This window comes from Aquibium sp. A9E412 (assembly GCF_030398335.1).
Classification (GTDB): Bacteria; Pseudomonadota; Alphaproteobacteria; order Rhizobiales; family Rhizobiaceae; genus A9E412.
This window is the reverse complement of sequence record NZ_JAOAOP010000085.1, coordinates 1-14,120: the sequence shown is the minus strand read 5'-3', so window position 1 is coordinate 14,120 and position 14,120 is coordinate 1. Positions and strand designations below refer to the sequence as shown.

The following is a 14,120-nucleotide window of genomic DNA, read 5'->3' as shown; positions in this document are numbered from 1 at the left end:
GCTCGTAGCGCGCGCGGACGGTACCGGCAGTCTCCTTCGCCATGGCCGCCTCACTCCTGGCTGACGAAAGTGAGATACATCAGGACGAGATAGACGACCGGGATGACCACCAGCACGCCGAGCTCGAGCGGCACCGACAGGCCGCATTCGCTGGTCGCCATGCGGTAGCCGACGAACAGCACCGCGGCGAGGATGATGACGGCGCCGATCGACCAGGGCATCAGCCGCGGGCGCCTCGTCTCGCTCGTCGAATCGTTGGTTTGTGCCATCTGACTTGCCGCTCCCTGTTTGCGCGATGAACCGCCGCCATGGGAACATGGCGCGCCGGCGGCGCATTGACCGACGTCAAATCCGGGCCGCCGCCCGCCCGATAACGCTGGTGCCGCCGCGCCGACGCGCCGTGCGGCCTTTGCGTGGGAGTCTCTCGCTTGAACGCCGTCCTCCTGGGCTTCACCGCCAGCCTGCTCGCCGGCCTGATGACGGGCGCCGGCGCGCTGCCGGTGCTGTTCGGCCGCACCGTCTCGCAGAAGCGCTCCGACGTGCTGCTCGGCTTCGCCGCCGGGGTGATGCTCGCCGCCTCCTTCTTCTCGCTGATCCTGCCGGGCATCGAGGCGGCGCGCGAGATGCACGGCACCGACCTCGCCGCCGCGGCGATCGCGGTGGCCGGCGTGGTCATCGGCGCCGGCGTGATGGCCGGCCTCAACGAATGGGTGCCGCACGAGCACTTCTTCCAGGGCCGCCAGGGGCCGGACGCCGCGGCGCTGGCGCGCATCTGGCTGTTCGTGCTGGCGATCACCATCCACAACGCGCCCGAAGGGCTTGCCGTCGGCGTCGGCTTCGGCGGCGGCGACATGGCCGGCGGCACGACGCTGGCCGTCGGCATCGGCCTGCAGAACGTGCCGGAGGGGCTGGCGGTGGCGCTCTCCCTGGTGTCGATCGGCTACGGCCGCTGGCACGCCTTCGCGGTGGCCACGCTGAGCGGCCTGGTCGAGCCCGCCGCCGGGCTCGTCGGTGCCTGGGCCGTCAGCGTGTCGAGCGTCGTGCTGCCCTGGGGGCTGACCTTCGCCGCCGGCGCCATGCTCTACGTGATCAGCCACGAGATCGTGCCGGAGACGCACCGGCACGGCTACGAGAAGCAGGCGACGCTCGGCCTGACGGTGGGGCTCGCGGTGATGATGTTCCTCGACGTCGCGTTCGGCTGAGACCCGGTGCCGCCCTTGAGCCCGGTCAAGGCGGCGGCGGGTCGCGGCGCCGACACTGCGCCTTGCCCGCCGCCCCCGCTCCGGCGCATGATCGCGCCGGCCGGCGGGTCCGAACCGCGGCGCAGCCCGTGCGACGATCGCCGACAGGCCCCAGGGAGACCGCCATGAAACTGTTCGCTCTCGACGGTTCGCAGACGCTCGGCGCCGCGGTGGCGCGCGTGCTGTGGACCACGCTCGCACCGCACGAGGAGCGCGACTTCGAGGGCGGCGAGCACAAGGCGCGGCCGATGACCGGCGTGCGCGGCGAGGACGTCTACGTGCTGCACAGCCTCGAGGGCACGCTCGAGCAGTCGGCCAACGACAAGCTGTGCCGGCTGCTGTTCTTCCTCGCCGCCTGCCGCGACAACGGCGCGGCCAGCGTGACGGCGGTCGTGCCCTACCTCGCCTATTCGCGCAAGGACCGGCAGACCAAGACGCGCGACCCGGTGACGACGCGCTATGTCGCGCAGCTCTTCGAGGCGATCGGCACCGACCGCGTCGTCACGCTCGACGTGCACAACATCGCCGCCTTCCAGAACGCCTTCCGCTGCCAGACGGTGCATCTCGACACCCGGCGGCTGTTCTGCCGCGAGATCGCGGCGCTGGCCGGCGACCTGCCGGTGACGGTGTTCTCGCCCGACGGCGGCGGCGTGAAGCGGGCGCAGCTCCTCAAGGAGGCCTACGAGGCGGAGACCGGCGCGGCGGCCGGCTTCGGCTTCGCCGAGAAGCGGCGCAGCGGCGGCGTCGTGTCGGGCGAGCTGTTCGCCGGCGCCGTCGAGGACAGCGCGGTGTTCATCGTCGACGACATGATCGGCTCGGGCGGCACCATGCTGCGGGCGGCACGCGCCTGCCGCGCGCGCGGCGCAGCGGCCGTCCATGCGCTGGCGACGCACGGCCTGTTCGACGCCGGCGCCGAGGCGCTGCTGGCCGGCGGCGAGATCGACAGCGTCACGGTGACCGACAGCGTGGCGCGGGCGCGCCAGGAGGCCGAGGCGCGCGCGGACGAACGGCTGCGCATCGCCGAGGCCGCGCCGCTGATCGGCGAGGCGGTGCGGCTGCTCGCCGAGGGCGGCTCGATCAGCGACCTCCTGCACACCCCAGGCTGACGCAGGCGCGCTCGGCGGCGGCGAGGTAGCGGCCGGCCAGCGGCCGCCACTTCGCCGGCTTGCGCACCGGCGTCTCCAGCAGATGCGCCATGCACAGCCGGGCGCGCAGCAGCGCGCGGAAGGCGCGGTAGAGCGCGGCCAGCGCCGGCGACGGCGGCGCCAGCCGCGCGGCAAGCGGCGCGGCAAGCAGCGGCGCCACCCAGCCCGCCCCGAGCACGGCGCATTCGAGCCCGAGATAGCCCACCTCGTCGAAGGGATCGACGCAGCGCAGCAGCGGGTTGAACTCGAGGCAGTCGATGATCTGCAGCGGATCGGCGAGGCACACATGCTCCGGCCGCAGGTCGCCATGGCCGTCGACCAGCAGACCGGCCTCGGCGCGTTCGGCGAGCTGCGGCCGCAGCCGTTCCAGCGCGGCGTCGACGGCGGCGAGCGGCGCGGCCGCCCCGTCGAGCGCGGCCGGACCGCGCGCGAGCACCCGGCGGTTGACCGCCTGCTCGGCAACCAGGCGCGCGCCGTAGGCCCGCCCGTCGTGCCGGCGGCCGGCCTGGCCGGCATAGAAGGCGGCCAGCCGCGCGCCGAGCGCCTCCACATCGGCGCGCGACAGCCGGCCGCCGGCGATGCGCCGGTCGAGCATCTCCGCCTCCGGCAGGCGCACCATCTCGACCAGCCAGTCGACGGTGTCGCCGGCGCCGTCGAGCGCCAGCCCACCGTCCGCCGCGCGCGCGATGCGGCGCACGGCAAGGTAGGATTCGGCCGCCAGCCGCCGGTTGAGACGCAGCTCCTCGCGGCAGAAACGGCCGCGCAGTGCGACGGTCGAGAAGTCGAGGAAGGGATAGCGCACCGGCTTCTTCAGCTTGTAGACGCGATGCGCGGTGAGGAAGACCCACGACATGTGCGTCTCGCGCGCCTCGACCCTGGCGGTCGCCCCGCCATGCGCCTCGGGACCGTAGACGGCCGGATCGGCGAGGAAGCGGACGGTCTCGGCCAGCGCCTGCGAACCGGCCACGCCGTTCAGCTCGAGAACAGCCGGTGGAGCGAGCCGTCGCCGAGCAGCGAGCGCGTCGCGCCGCCGAACACCCATTCGCGGAAGCGGCTGTGGCCGAAGGCGCCGGCGACCAGCAGGTCGGCGCCCATGCCGCGCGCGGCGTCGGTCAGCGCGGCACCGGCGAGCAGGCTGCGCCCGTCGAGCACCTCCGAGCGCGCCTTGGCGCCGTGCCGCATGAGATAGCGCACCACGTCGGCGAGCCCTGCCTGCGGGTCGTCCTGCGCCCCCTCGTCGACGGCGGCGACCAGAACCTCCTTGGCATGCACAAGGAAAGGCATCGCGTCGGCGACGGCGCGGCGCGCCTCGCGCGTGTCCTTCCAGCCGACGACGACCGACTGCGCGGCAATCGCCGGCGCGCCCTCGGCGGCGACCAGCACCGGCCGCCCGGCGCCGAGGATCAGCGTGCCGACGTCGACGCCGTCGTCGCCGGCGGTGCCGAAGTCGGTGTTCTCCTGCGCCACGACCACCAGGTCGGCGGCGCGCGCGTGGCGGGCGAGCAGCGTGGTCGGCGACCCGACCATGCCGCGCCAGGAAACCCGGCCGTCCTCGCCGGCGGCGGCCTCGAAGGCCTCCTTGAGCGCGGCCAGCCGCTTCTCGATGTCGTCGATCTGCTGGCGCAGCAGCTCGTCGCGCAGCATCGCTGCCTCGCCGGTCAGCGACGGGCGCTGCGGCGCGCAGGCGGAAAGGGCGATCAGGTCGGCCTCGAAGCGCCGCGCCAGAGTGCGGCCGAAGGCGAGCGGCTCGTCGCCGGTGTCGTCGAGCCCGAGATGCAGCAGGATGGCGTTGTAGATCATCGGCGGTCCCTCTCGTGTCACAGCGCGCCAATCGTGCATCGCCGCCGGGGCGGCGCCTTGATGCCGGTCAAGCCGCAAACGGCGCCTGGGCGGCGGCCGGGTTGACCGAAGTCAAGTCGCCGGCCGGCCGCCGAGGCTATGGCTCGGCGACGCAGATTGCCAGCCAGGAAGACGGAGAAGACCGATGCAGAAGGATTTCGAGGACAAGGTGGCCGTGGTGACCGGCGCGGGATCGGGTATCGGCGTTGCCATCGCCCACGAACTCGCCGCGCGCGGCGCCCTCGTCGTGACGGCGGACCTGGACGAGAGGGCCGCCGCGGCCGTCAGCAAGGCGATCGCCAACAAGGGCGGCAGGGCCAAGCCCTTCGCCGTCGACGTCAGCGACGCCGACGCGGTGGCGCGGATGGTCGATTTCGCCGTGCAGACCGGCGGCGGGCTGCATCTGGCGGTCAACAATGCGGGCATCGGCGGGCCGAGCGCGCCGCTCGGCGAATACCCGCTCGACGGCTGGCGCCAGGTCATCGACGTCAACCTCAACGGCGTGTTCTACGGCCTGCGCCACCAGATCCCGGCGATGCTGGAGAGCGGCGGCGGCGCGATCGTCAACATGGCCTCGATCCTCGGCTCCGTCGGCTTCGCCAATGCCGGCGCCTATGTCGCCGCCAAGCACGCCGTGGTCGGCATGACCAAGACGGCGGCGATGGAGTACGGCGACAAGGGCGTGCGCATCAACGCCGTCGGGCCGGGCTTCGTCGACACGCCGCTTCTGAGCAAGAACCTCGACGCCGAGACGATCGGCCAGCTCGCCGCGCTGCATCCGATCGGCCGCATCGGCCGGCCGGAGGAGGTCTCGGCGCTGACCTGCTTCCTGCTGTCGGACCGGGCGAGCTTCATCACCGGCAGCTACCATCTGGTGGACGGCGCCTACACGGCGCGCTGATCCGCCGCAGCGCCGCGACGCCCCGGCATTGACGGGCGTCAATGCCGGGCCCCCGCGCCCGGTCCGAGATGTCCGGCAAAGCGGAACACCGACGAGAGAGACGAACCATGCCGGAGCATTTCGAGACTGAGGGCTACGGGCGGCGCGACGTCCTTAAGCTGGCGCTGGCCGGCGCCGCGGCGCTCGCCGTTCCCGCCACGACGCCGGCCAGGGCGGCAGCGGTGAAGACCTCGGCGCGCATCGTCATCGCCGGCGCCGGCGCGGCCGGCCTGGCGATGGCCAACCGGCTGTCGGCGATGCTCGACGGCGCGTCGATCACGCTGATCGACGGCCGGCGGCCGCACTACTACCAGCCGGGCTTCACCCTGGTGGGCGCCGGGCTCAAACCGGCCAGCTACGTGGTGTCGGGCACGGCGAGCTACGTGCCGCGCGGGGCCGAATGGCTCGAGGAGGCGGTCGCCGAGATCGATGCCGACGGCAATCGCGTGGTCACCGCGTCGGGCCGCCAGGTGCCCTACGACTTCCTCGTCGTGGCCACCGGACTCACGCTCGACTACGGCGCCATCGAGGGCATGGATGTCGGGCTGATCGGCAAGGACGGCATCGGCAGCGTCTATGCCGGGCCGGAGGCGGCGGCGGCGACCTACGCGGCGATGGCGCGGTTCGCCGAGACCGGCGGCGTCGGCCTGTTCGGCCGCCCGGCGGGCGAGATGAAGTGCGCCGGCGCGCCGCTCAAATACACCTTCCTGACCGAGGACACGCTGTCACGCATGGGCAACCGCGGCAGCTCGGAGCTGATCTACGCCGCGCACAACGATTCGCTGTTCGGCGTGCCGATCGTGGCGGAGAAGCTGCGCATGCTGTTCGCCGAGCGCGGCATCCAGACGGCGAAGAGCCACGTGATGCGGGCGATCGACCCGGCGCGCCGCATCATCACCTACGACACGCCGGACGGCAGCAAGGAGCTCGGCTACGATTTCGCCCATGTGGTGCCGCCGATGCGCGCGCCCGAGGCGGTGCGCAACAGCGCCCTGCCCTGGCAGACCGGGCCGTGGGCGGCGGACGGCTGGGTGGAGGCCGACCGGGCGACGCTGCGCCACCCACGCTATGCCAACGTCTTCGCCGTCGGCGACGTGGCCGGCGTGCCCAAGGGCAAGACGGCGGCGAGCGTGAAGTGGCAGGTGCCGGTCGTCGCCGACCAGCTCGTCGCGGCGATCTCCGGCACGCCGTCCGACAGCGCCTACAACGGCTACACCTCGTGCCCGCTGATCACCCGGGTGGGCCGGGCGATGCTGATCGAGTTCGACTACGACAACAACCTCGTGCCGTCGTTCCCCGGCGTCATCGCGCCGCTCGAGGAGCTGTGGATCTCCTGGGTGATGAAAGAGACGGCGCTGAAGCCGACCTACTACGCGATGCTGCGCGGCAAGGCCTGAGCCCGTGACGGCGGCAAGCGCGCGGCGGCCATCCCACGACCGCATGGTACATGTGTTCGACGTTCCGGCACGATTGCGCCGTCGGGTGAGCCGACGCGGCGACGACCGACGACAAGGAGGCTGACATGCAAGAGCTCGACCCGATGGTGTTCTTCTCGGTGTTCCAGGAGATGCTCGGCCTGTGGCTGTGGCTCATCCTGGCGCTGGCCGCGTTCGGCCTGGCCGCCTTCGTCTACGCGCTGGTGCGCGACGGCGGGCTGGTCAGCCGCCGCTTCGTATGGGCGCAGCTCGCCGGCGTCGCCGGCGGCTTCGTCGCCATCATCTTCATGTGGTGGATCACCAATTCCTCGCCGGCCGACATCGGCGGTGCGATCGACGTGGTGCTGGTGCTGGCGATCTGGATCGGCGGCTTCCTCGGCTGGACGATCCTCGCCTACGGCGTGCTGGCGCTCGCCGCGCGCGGCAGCGCGGCGGTCGAACGGCCGGGCGCGCTCGGCTCCTCCTTCGGCACCTGACGGGTGCTGCGGCGGCCGGCGCGCCGGCTCACGCCGCGCCGGCCAGCCGGCCGCCGATCCACTCGACGATCTGGCGCGTCTGCATGGCACCGGAGGTGCGCGCGATCTCCGCACCGCGGCCGTAGAGGATCAGCGTCGGGATGCCGCGAATGCCGAGCCGACCGGCGAGCTCCGGCTCGGCGTCGGAGTTGAGCTTGAGAAAGCGCACGTCCGGCTCCAGCGCCTCGGCGGCGGCGGCATAGGCCGGCGCCATGGCGTGGCACGGTCCGCACCACGGCGCCCACACGTCGACCACCACCGGCAGGTCGCCGCGCCGCACCTGACGCTCGAACATCGCCGCGTCGACCTCGGCCGGCTTGCCGCCGAACAGCGGCTGGCGGCAGGTGCCGCAGCGCGCCTTGCCGGCCGGCCGGTCGGCGGGCACGCGGTTGACCGCGCCGCAGGCGGTGCACACGATGTGACGGCTCTCGCTCATGGTTCGGATTCCTTCAACGTGTCCGAGCCGGGGCGGCCGGCGGGGCGTCCTCGAGACCGGTATCGCGGCCTGGCTTCTGCGTGTCGCCGTGCGGCGCGGCGACGGCCGTTTCCGGCCCGCCCAGCGCGCGCAGCGCATTGAGGATGACGGCGACGTCGATGCCTTCCTGCAGCAGCGCGCCGGCGACCGGGGTGATGTAGCCGAAGGCGGCCACCACCATGGCGATGCCGGACAGCACCAGGCCGACGACGATGCTCTGCAGCGCGATGGCGCGCGAGCGCACGGCGATGGCGTAGGCCTCGGCGACGCGGTCGACCCGGTCGATCATGACGACCACGTCGGCGGCCTCCGACGACGCGGTGGCGCCGCGCGCGCCCATCGCCACGCCGACGCCGGCGGCCGCGAGCGCCGGCGCGTCGTTGATGCCGTCGCCGACCATCATCGTCGGCGCGCGCGCCGTCTCGGCCTTCACCGCCGCCACCTTCTCGTCCGGCTCGAGATCGGCGGCGATGTGGTCGAGCGGCAGGCCGCCGCCGATGCGCCGCGCCGTCTGCGCGTCGTCGCCGGTGACCATGACGAGACGCCCGATGCCGGCGCGGCGCAGCGCCGCCAGCGTCGCCGCCGCCTCCGGCCGCAGCCCGTCGCCCATGCGCAGCACGCCGGCGAGCGCGCCGTCGACCGCGACGAAGACGACGAGCGCGTGATCCTGGCCGTCGGCCGCCGCGGCGGCCCAGCCGGGCAGCGGCCGCTCGCCGGGCCACACGAGCGCGCGCGATCCGGCCTGCACCCGGCGGCCGTCGATCGTGCCGGAGATGCCGGCGCCGCGCACCTCCTCGACCGCCGCCGGCTCCGACAGCGCGAGGCCGCGCCGGCGCGCGGCGGCGACCAGCGCCTCGGCGACGACGTGGTGCGAGGCCTGCTCGAGCGTGGCGACCAGCCGCAGCACCTCCTCCTCGCGCCACGCCGGCGCCGTGGCCGCGGCGACCAGCCGGGCGCCGCCCTCGGTCAGCGTTCCGGTCTTGTCGAACAGCGCCGTGCGCGCCTGCGCCATCGCCTCGAGTGCGGCGCCGCCCTTCATCAGGACGCCGCGCCGCGCCGCCCGCGACACGCCGCCGATCAGCGCCACCGGCGCGGCGAGGATCAGCGGACAGGGCGTGGCGACCACCAGCACCGCGAGCGCGCGCACCGGATCGCCGGAGGCGAGCCAGGCGGCGCCGGCGACCAGCAGCGCGGCCGGCAGCAGCAGGATGGCGAAGCGGTCGGCCATGCGGATGAACGGCGCCTTGACGCCGTGCGCGGCCTCGACCATGCGCACGATGGCGGCATAGGTGCTCTCGCCGGCGCGCGCGGTGGCGGTCATGCGGAAGGCCTCGCCGGCATTGACGGTGCCGCTGCGCAGCGCCTCGCCGCGGCTGCGCGCGACCGGCACCGGCTCGCCGGTGACCGCCGCCTCGTCGATCACCGCCGCATCCTGGTCGAGCGCGCCGTCGACCGGCAGCACCTCGCCGGCGCGCACCAGGAGGCGGTCGCCCGGCCGCACCTCGCCGACCGCCACGTCGGCGACGTGGCCGTCGGCGAAGCGGTGGGCGATGCGCGGCGAGCGGTCGGTCAGCGCCTTGAGATTGTACTCGGCGCGGCCGCGGGCATACTCCTCCAGCACGTTGCCGCCGGCATACATGATCGCCACGACGACCGCGGCGAGCGGCTCGCCGAGGACGAGCGCCGCGGCCATGGCGACGAGCGCGATGGCGTCGACGCCGACCCGGCCGCGCAGGAACTCGGCCACCATCGAGACGGCGAGCGCGACCGCCACGGGCGCGGTGGCGAGCGACCACAGAAGGGCGGCGAGCGCCGCGCGGTCGGCCCATGCGGCCACGCCGCCGGCCGCCAGGCCGGCGAGCGCGAAGCCGAGCAGCGCATAGCGCAGCCGCCTCACGGGCGCACCGGCCGCGACGGCGGCAAACGCGAGGCCGGGCGAGCCGCGATCACAGCTCCTCGACCATGTCCCTGAGCATGTCGCGCACCGAACCGGCCACCCGGCCGAGCTCGGGATTGTCGATCGCCTGCATGGAGGCGACCGGATCGACGGCCGAGACCTCGACCTCGCCGGGCGCCGTCTGGGTGACGATCACGTTGCACGGCAGCATGGCCCCGATCTTGTCCTCCGCCTGCAGCGCCTTGTAGGCGAACTGCGGGTTGCAGGCGCCGAGGATGGTATAGGGCTTGAAGTCCACGTCCAGCTTCTTCTTCAGCGTCGCCGACACGTCGATGGTCGACAGGACGCCGAAGCCCTTGTCGGCGAGACGCTGGGTGACATGGTCGATCGCCGCGTCGAAGGGCATCGCGAGCGTCTTGGTGAAGTGATAGGTCATCTGCGGGCTCCTCTGCGGGCTCCATGGTGGGGACGCGCGGCCGCGCCGGCCGCCGTGCTGGCGGAAACCGGTTCGGCCGACAGCCGGTCGCGCGCATCAAAGCGCGCCGCGTGCGGCCAAACCTTGACGCGCATCAAACACCGGCGACCGGCAACGCGCGAGCGGCGCGTGCGGTTCAGCCGCCGCCCGCTTCCGGCTTGGTGCCCGAGCCGGTCCCGCGGCGGCGGGTGGCCGGCTTCTTCGGCGCGGCGGGCGCGGCGGCGGCGGTGCCGGCAGCGGCCGGCGGCGGGACCGCGCGATGGCCCGTCGTCACCAGCGGCTCGAGCGCGCGCTCGGTGAACACGCCGATGCCGAGCAGCACGACCAGAACGTTGAGCAGCCAGCCGAGGAAGGGGATGAAGTTGAGCAGCGCCAGCACCACCAGGCCGGCGGCGAGCACGAGAAGCCGCACCGCCATCGTGTCGGACGGACCGGCGAAGGCGACGGCGACGCGCCAGGCCAGCGCGTAGGCGCCGAGCAGGTAGCCGCCGATCCAGGCGAGCACGATCGCCAGGACGACGATCGGCACCAGCGGCAGGCCGATGATGGTCATGCCGCTGACGGGCACGAGGCCGACCAGCGTGGCCAGGCCGACGAGGCCGAGCAGCAGGGCGCGGAAGGGCCGGTCGGCGGCTTCGGCGCGCAGCGCCTCGGTGAGCCGCGGTGCCAGCGCCATGGCGAGTGCTGCGACGACGAGCAGGAAGGCCAGCGTCAGCACGAAGCCGAAGAAGATGCCGAAGAAGGACGGCCAGAAGCTCGGGAACGGAACCTCCATCGCCTCGCCCATACCGTCGAAGGCGGTGTCGATCTCCAGCCGCTCGAAGCGCACGCGGTCGGCCGGGATCACCGAGGCGGCGATGTCGACCGGCTCGGGCGCGCTGTAGACGAGCGTGCCTTCGATGCGCGCGTCGGGACCGAAGCTCAGCCGGCCGGCCGTCAGCCGGGCATCGCCGGCCACCGTGCCGTCGATCTTCATCGCGCCGGCGGCCGCCACCAGGCTGCCGGCGACCGCCCCCTCCAGCACAACGTTGCCGCCGGCCAGCCGCGCGTTGCCGGCAACGGTGGCGTCGTCGTCCACGGCCACGGTGAAGCCGAGCGCCGACAGATCCTCGCCGACCGACTGCTCGACGCGCACCGAGAAGCCGGCGGCATAGAGGTCGCCGCCGACCGGCGCGTCGACGTCGACGTCGAAGCCGACGGCGTTGGCGTCGCCCGTCACGCGGCCCGACAGCTCGACGGAGAAGCCGGACAGGACGGCGTCGCGCGGGCTCTCGGCGGCGAGCTCGGCATTGGCGCCGGAGACGTAGGTGTCGCCGCCCACGACCACCTCGTCGGCGACCGCCGTCACGGCGGTCGCTGCGAGCAGGACGGCGACCGGCAGGATCAGGCGTTTCGGCATGGCTCTCGCTCCCAGGCTGGTTTGCGGTCGGTGCGCGGTCCGCGCGCGCCGCGGCACGCGCCGGCAGCGGGCGGGTGCCGCGGCCGGCGGCCGATCGACCAGCGCATCAGCCGGCGAGCTTGCGCCAGCCGGTCTCCGGCTGCGCGGCCCGGCTCGCGCCGGGCAGGCGATAGAGACGGTCGGCCGGCGGCCCGGCGAGCGTCTCCGACAGGTCGAGCTCCTCCCGGCCGGCCATGTCGACCAGGCGGGCGTGGTCGAGCACCTCGAAGGTCTGCGGGTGGATGATGCGCAGGATGCGCCGGCGCGCCATCTCGTGGACGATGCGGCTGATCGTCTCCACCGTGGTGCCGAGATAGGCGGCCATGTCGCGACGCGAGATCGGCACGCCGAGGATGAAGCGGCCGTCGGCGCTGCCGTGTCGGCAGCCCCGGTTGCGCATCCGGCGGCACAGGATGAGCAGGAAGCTGGCGATGCGCTCGGGCACCGACTGACAGCCGAGCAGCAGCATCCAGTCGCGCGCCGCGTCGAGCTCGTCGAGCACGGCGAGCAGCATGCGGTGCTCGAGCTCGGGGTGGCGCGCCAGGAGCGCCTCGTAGGCGTGCCGGTCGATGCAGCACAGCGTGGCGTCGGTCGCCGCCTCGATGCCGACCTGCGAGGTGCGGGCGAAGACGCGGCCGAACATGTCGGACGGCATCAGCAGGCCGACGATCTGCTGGCGGCCGTCAGCCATGGTCTTCTGCGCCCGCAGCACGCCGCTGACGACGTTGCCGACGAAGCCGGCCTCCTCGGTCTCGCCGACCACGGTTTCGCCGGCGCGGAACGTGCGGATGTGGCTGAGCCGTTCGAACTCGGCCTGCAACTGCGGGTCCGCGGCGCCGCACAGCGCCCGCTGGTGGACGCTGCAACGCTCGCATGTCGTCAGCGGCTTCATCTGAACAAATGCGTTCATGATCCTCCTCCTGTGACCGCCAGACCCCGCCCCTTCGTCGTCACCGGTCGGGCACGATGCTGCCCGGTCTCGGCAAGAGCTGGGAAACGGCCTTCCGCAGCTTGGCTTCCGGCAGGCCCGTCATGTCGCGCACGAACTCGGCAAAGGTGACCATGCGCAGGGGCTCCGGCATCGCGTCGCGCAGAGCCGCCATCATGTCGGCCGGCGCGACCACCATCAAACGCTCGAAATCCCCGGCGACGCGATGACTGTCGAGCACCCGCACCACGTCCTCTGCAAAGGCGCGCAAATCCTCCCGCAGCGCCTTGCGGCCGGCCTCGGGCCAGTCGGCCGCACGGTCGTCCGGACGACCGCCGTCCTGGACGATGCGGCGCAGCGCGGTGCTTCTGGCGCGCAGCACGAGCTCCCTGATCTCCGGCGCGCTCGCACCCGATCCGATCTTGCGCACGATGCGGGCGTGCCGCGCATCGGCAACGAGAACCCACACCCTCGGCAGGACCATGACGACATCGTCCCTGATGGACATGGACAGCTTCGCCCGGCGGCGCACGCCGCGCCTTGACCTGAATCAAGGTGCGGCGCGCCTGCCGGTCATCCGCGTCCGGCGGATTTCTCGGCCCGATGGCGCGCCTGCGCGGCGCGCAGCGCTTCGACCACCTCCGCGTCGGTGAGCTGCGGAAAGCGGCGGTAGTGCTGGCTGAGCGCGAGGAAATGCACCGGCTGCGACAGGCAGACGACCTCGTCGGCCTCGCGGGCGAGCTTGGCGATCACCTCCGGCGGGCCGACGGGCACGGCAAGCACGATGCGCGCCGGGCCGCGCCGGCGCAGCGCGCGCAGCGCCACCTTGACGGTGGTGCCGGTGGCCACGCCGTCATCGACCAGGATGGCGCTGCGGCCGCGCACCGACAGCGGCTTGCGGCGGTAGCGGTAGGCGGTGCGGCGGCGCTCGAGCTCCGGCCGCTCGGCGGCGACCAGGCGCTGCAGCTCCTCGTCGTCGAGGCCGTAGGCCTCGATGATGGTGCGGTTGAGGACGACGTCGGGCGGGTTGCCGTCGACGATCGCGGCGACGGCGAGCTCCGGGTTGCCCGGCGCGCCCACCTTGCGCACGATCATCAGGTCGAGCGGTGCCGAAAGCGCTTCGGCCACCGCCGCGGCGACCGGCACCCCGCCGCGCGGCAGCGCCAGCACGACCGGCTGCGGCAGGTCGCGCGCAGCAAGCGCCGCGGCAAGCTCGCGGCCGGCCTGGCTGCGGTCGGTGAACATGGCCCGCTCAGCCCGCCGGCCAGAGGTTCTGCAGCCCCTTGCGCATGGCCTGGCGCACCTGACGGATCTCGCCGGGCGAGACGTGCCGGTCGAGCAGGCGGAAGACCGCGGCGATCGCCGCCTCGGGGTCGTCGAGCGGCTCGTCGCGGAAGTCCTGCTTGATGCGGTCGACGAAGTCGGCCTTGCTGCGCTCCCAGGTCGGCGCGGCCGAGGGGTTCCAGTTCTCGTAGTAGAGGCCGCGGATCAGCATGGGAAGCTGCGCCGACAGGTCCGACATCTCCTCGACCGAAAGCCAGTCGCGCACGGCGTGCAGCACCGAGCGCATGAGGCGGTAGGCGCGCCGCGGCGCCATGCCGCCGAGATCGTCGGACAGCTCGTTGACCCATTGCTGGGCGTGCTGCGCGGCCTGGGTGAAGGCGGAGATGGTGGTGTCGCTCATGGCGGGAGCTCCGTGTGCGGGTGCCGGTCGGCCAGCACTCGCGCAACACGACGCAGCGCGCATTGAGCGGGATCAAACCCGGTCGGTCGGCGGGCGGCCGGCGGCCG

General features: G+C 73.3%; 16 protein-coding genes. 5 read left to right on the top strand and 11 right to left on the bottom strand.

The window, feature by feature from the left end; translation table 11 throughout:
• Positions 1 to 50: 50 nt before the first annotated feature.
• Positions 51 to 269, bottom strand: coding sequence for a hypothetical protein (locus tag N1F89_RS18955; protein WP_290085994.1), 219 nt, complete (start codon positions 267 to 269; stop codon positions 51 to 53).
• A gap of 159 nt (positions 270 to 428) precedes the next feature.
• Between N1F89_RS18955 and N1F89_RS18950 the strand changes: the two genes are divergently transcribed.
• Together N1F89_RS18950 and prs are read left to right on the top strand one after the other, a co-directional pair.
• Entirely contained in the window at positions 429 to 1,202 is a 774-nt protein-coding gene (locus N1F89_RS18950; RefSeq protein WP_290085993.1) for a ZIP family metal transporter, read from the top strand.
• A 164-nt stretch (positions 1,203 to 1,366) separates the two neighbouring features.
• On the top strand, positions 1,367 to 2,347 hold the full coding sequence (gene prs, locus N1F89_RS18945; RefSeq protein ID WP_290085992.1) for a ribose-phosphate diphosphokinase: 981 nt from the start codon (positions 1,367 to 1,369) through the stop codon (positions 2,345 to 2,347).
• Here prs and N1F89_RS18940 read toward each other — a convergent pair.
• Together N1F89_RS18940 and N1F89_RS18935 are read right to left on the bottom strand one after the other, a co-directional pair.
• Positions 2,319 to 3,353 (bottom strand): hypothetical protein, encoded by a 1,035-nt coding sequence (locus tag N1F89_RS18940; protein ID WP_290085991.1) that lies wholly within the window; start codon positions 3,351 to 3,353, stop codon positions 2,319 to 2,321. The genes prs and N1F89_RS18940 overlap by 29 nt on opposite strands.
• A 5-nt stretch (positions 3,354 to 3,358) precedes the next feature.
• The gene (locus tag N1F89_RS18935) at positions 3,359 to 4,186 is read right to left on the bottom strand and encodes a universal stress protein (RefSeq protein WP_290085990.1); all 828 of its coding nucleotides are present in this window, start codon (positions 4,184 to 4,186) and stop codon (positions 3,359 to 3,361) included.
• A 184-nt stretch (positions 4,187 to 4,370) separates the two neighbouring features.
• On the opposite strand from N1F89_RS18935, the gene fabG reads away from it, so the two are divergent.
• The 3 genes from fabG to N1F89_RS18920 all read left to right on the top strand — a co-directional run bounded on the left by fabG (position 4,371) and on the right by N1F89_RS18920 (position 7,077).
• The gene (fabG, locus tag N1F89_RS18930; protein ID WP_290085989.1) at positions 4,371 to 5,126 is read left to right on the top strand and encodes a 3-oxoacyl-ACP reductase FabG; all 756 of its coding nucleotides are present in this window, start codon (positions 4,371 to 4,373) and stop codon (positions 5,124 to 5,126) included.
• 107 nt (positions 5,127 to 5,233) lie between these two features.
• Positions 5,234 to 6,562 carry an FAD/NAD(P)-binding oxidoreductase gene (locus N1F89_RS18925; protein WP_290085987.1) on the top strand — a complete coding sequence of 443 codons (1,329 nt, stop codon included), beginning with the start codon at positions 5,234 to 5,236 and terminating at the stop codon, positions 6,560 to 6,562.
• Positions 6,563 to 6,687: 125 nt separating this feature from the next.
• Positions 6,688 to 7,077, top strand: a complete 390-nt coding sequence (locus N1F89_RS18920) for a DUF5368 family protein (RefSeq protein ID WP_290085986.1) — start codon at positions 6,688 to 6,690, stop codon at positions 7,075 to 7,077.
• Between the two features lie 28 nt (positions 7,078 to 7,105).
• Here the strand turns inward: N1F89_RS18920 and trxC are convergent, their stop codons facing one another.
• From trxC to N1F89_RS18880, 8 genes are all read right to left on the bottom strand, one after another.
• A complete protein-coding gene (trxC, locus tag N1F89_RS18915; RefSeq protein WP_290085985.1) occupies positions 7,106 to 7,552 on the bottom strand; it encodes a thioredoxin TrxC in 447 nt (148 codons plus the stop codon).
• Positions 7,553 to 7,565: 13 nt separating this feature from the next.
• Complete coding sequence (locus N1F89_RS18910) at positions 7,566 to 9,341, bottom strand: heavy metal translocating P-type ATPase (RefSeq protein WP_354670339.1); 1,776 nt, start codon at positions 9,339 to 9,341, stop codon at positions 7,566 to 7,568.
• A 196-nt stretch (positions 9,342 to 9,537) separates the two neighbouring features.
• Positions 9,538 to 9,924, bottom strand: a complete 387-nt coding sequence (locus N1F89_RS18905) for a DUF302 domain-containing protein (protein ID WP_290085983.1) — start codon at positions 9,922 to 9,924, stop codon at positions 9,538 to 9,540.
• A 175-nt stretch (positions 9,925 to 10,099) separates the two neighbouring features.
• Positions 10,100 to 11,362 carry a hypothetical protein gene (locus tag N1F89_RS18900; protein ID WP_290085982.1) on the bottom strand — a complete coding sequence of 421 codons (1,263 nt, stop codon included), beginning with the start codon at positions 11,360 to 11,362 and terminating at the stop codon, positions 10,100 to 10,102.
• Positions 11,363 to 11,468: 106 nt separating this feature from the next.
• Positions 11,469 to 12,311: a Crp/Fnr family transcriptional regulator gene (locus N1F89_RS18895; RefSeq protein WP_290085981.1), complete on the bottom strand. Its 843-nt coding sequence runs from the start codon at positions 12,309 to 12,311 to the stop codon at positions 11,469 to 11,471.
• Positions 12,312 to 12,351: 40 nt separating this feature from the next.
• Positions 12,352 to 12,837, bottom strand: coding sequence for a host attachment protein (locus N1F89_RS18890; RefSeq protein ID WP_290085980.1), 486 nt, complete (start codon positions 12,835 to 12,837; stop codon positions 12,352 to 12,354).
• Positions 12,838 to 12,902: 65 nt separating this feature from the next.
• The gene (locus N1F89_RS18885) at positions 12,903 to 13,574 is read right to left on the bottom strand and encodes a phosphoribosyltransferase family protein (RefSeq protein ID WP_290085979.1); all 672 of its coding nucleotides are present in this window, start codon (positions 13,572 to 13,574) and stop codon (positions 12,903 to 12,905) included.
• Between the two features lie 7 nt (positions 13,575 to 13,581).
• Complete coding sequence (locus tag N1F89_RS18880) at positions 13,582 to 14,013, bottom strand: DUF2267 domain-containing protein (RefSeq protein WP_290085978.1); 432 nt, start codon at positions 14,011 to 14,013, stop codon at positions 13,582 to 13,584.
• Positions 14,014 to 14,120: the final 107 nt, after the last annotated feature.